2 protein-coding genes are annotated in these 2,243 nt (G+C 51.0%); both read right to left on the bottom strand.

All coding sequences use genetic code 11. The features are described from left to right. The coding region (locus Q0338_RS01040) for a methyl-accepting chemotaxis protein (protein ID WP_298085143.1) at positions 1-715 on the bottom strand (715 nt) is incomplete at its 3' end. A gap of 67 nt (positions 716-782) precedes the next feature. After that, a complete protein-coding gene (gene argH, locus Q0338_RS01045) occupies positions 783-2,159 on the bottom strand; it encodes an argininosuccinate lyase (RefSeq protein WP_298085144.1) in 1,377 nt (458 codons plus the stop codon). Positions 2,160-2,243 lie beyond the last annotated feature (84 nt).

The following is a 2,243-nucleotide window of genomic DNA, read 5'->3' on the forward strand; positions in this document are numbered from 1 at the left end:
AGATATTTTGCGTGTTTTCGTTCACGCTTGCGATAGTGCCTTGAAAATCGCTCAAAACGCGCATTACGTCGCCTGAAATTTGAGAAAAATTCTCACTCATTCCTATCATGGTATTTGAGCTTTGTTTTAGTCCATTGATATTTACTTCGACTTCGAGAGTAGCCTTTTGCGTGCGTTCGGCGAGCTTTCGCACCTCATCGGCCACGACGGCAAATCCGCGTCCGTGTTCGCCCGCGCGAGCCGCTTCGATAGCTGCATTTAGAGCTAGCAAATTCGTCTGATCCGAGATGTCTTTGATGAGATTTATAATCTCCACGATCGACATCACGCTGTTATTTAGCGACGAGGCGTCGTTTTGCAGGTCGCCGCTCATTTGCTGAACGTTTTGCATAGAGCTAACGATAAAGCTCGTCTGCTCGCGCAGTTCGCCCGTCTTAGTAAAAGTTAGATTATTTAGCTCGTTTATATTTTTGAGTATTTCTAAATTTTCTTCCATCGTACCCTGCAAGAAATTTATACCGTCGGCATAACTATCCAGTAGCAGTTTGACCGCGCCAGCCTGCAACTTAGGCGCGTCCTGCTCGCTAACCGCACTTGATTTTACGGCCTCTAGATCGCTTTGAAGTTGCTTTATCTGCGCCTTTAAACTTTCGTTTTCTTGCTCTAAAGCAGCATTTTTGCTTTCTAGCTCTTTTTTATATCCGTTTCCAAACATCCTTTCCTCCTTAAATTTTTCTATAATTATAATTAAATTTTCGCCTTTTGGCGATAAATTTTAAAATTTATTTATCTTTCAGCCACCCTTTTAAAATTTCAATCTGCGCCGCAACGCTCTCATTTGCCGTGCCTCCTTGCGACTTGCGCGCCTCCTTAGAAGCGTTTAGATCAAGAAATTTAACCGCACCCGCGTCCAAGCTTTCATCCACGCTTGCAAGCTGCTGCGCGTTTAGCTCGCTCAAGTCTAGACCCAAATTTTCCGCATACGCCACGGCCTTGCCCGTGATGAAGTGCGCCCGGCGAAACGGTACGTTTTTCTCCCGCACGAGATAGTCCGCCAGATCGGTTGCCGTGAGGTGCCCGCGGCGCGTCATTGCGAGCATATTTTGCTCGTTAAATTTAGCCGTTTTTAGCATCTGTTTTAAAATTTCAAGGCTCGCAAGCGCGGTGGCGACGCTATCAAAAACACCCTCCTTGTCCTCCTGCATATCCTTGTTGTAGGCTAGCGGCAAGCCCTTCATCACCGTTAGCAGCGCGACGAGATTGCCGTTTACGCGCCCCGTTTTGCCGCGGATTAGTTCGGCGACGTCGGGGTTTTTCTTCTGCGGCATGATCGAGCTGCCCGTGCTGTACGCGTCGCTGATCGTGACAAAGCCGAACTCCTGCGAGCTCCACAAGATGAGCTCCTCGCACAGGCGCGACGCATGCGTCATCAGCACGCTTACGTTAAACAAAATCTCCAGCGCGAAATCGCGGTCGCTGACGCTATCCATCGCGTTTGGCGTCACTCCCGCAAACCCGAGCTGCTGCGCGACCAGCTCGCGATTTATCGGATGCGGCGTGCCTGCAAGCGCGGCGGAGCCCAGCGGACAGAGGTTGTTTCGCTCGCGTGAGCTGGCAAAGCGCTCGTAGTCGCGGCGAAACATAAACGCGTAAGCGAGCAAATGATAGGCAAGGCTCACGGGCTGGGCGTGCTGAAGGTGCGTGTAGCCGGGCATCAGCGTGTCCGCGTGCTCGCTAGCTATATCTCGCAGAGCCTCTACTAGCTCGCGGATTTTTTCGGCGATCGCGGCACCGCTTTTAAGCACGTAGAGGCGAAAATCAAGCGCGACCTGATCGTTTCTGCTGCGCGCGGTGTGCAGCCTACCGCCAAGATCGCTTCCGATGAGCTCGCTTAGGCGCTTTTCGACCGCCATGTGGATGTCCTCGTCGGCGGTTTTAAACTCAAATTTACCGCTTTTTATCTCCTCAAACACGGCGTCAAGCCCCGCGACGATCTTTTCACTCTCGTCAGGCTTTAAAATCCCGCAAGTGCCGAGCATCCGAGCGTGCGCCTTGCTGCCCGCGATATCCTCCTGCCAAAGCGCCCTATCAAAGCCGATCGAGGCGTTAAACTCCTCCAAAAGCGCCGAACTCGCCTCGCTAAAGCGCCCCTCCCACATTTTTTTCACGCTCGCTCCTTCGTTTAAATTTTCGGTGATTTTATAAAATTTAAGCTAAAATAGCGCAAAATTTCGGCCTTTTGA

Origin of the sequence: uncultured Campylobacter sp. (assembly GCF_938018145.1) — a bacterium.
In the GTDB taxonomy this organism is placed as follows: Bacteria; Campylobacterota; Campylobacteria; order Campylobacterales; family Campylobacteraceae; genus Campylobacter_A.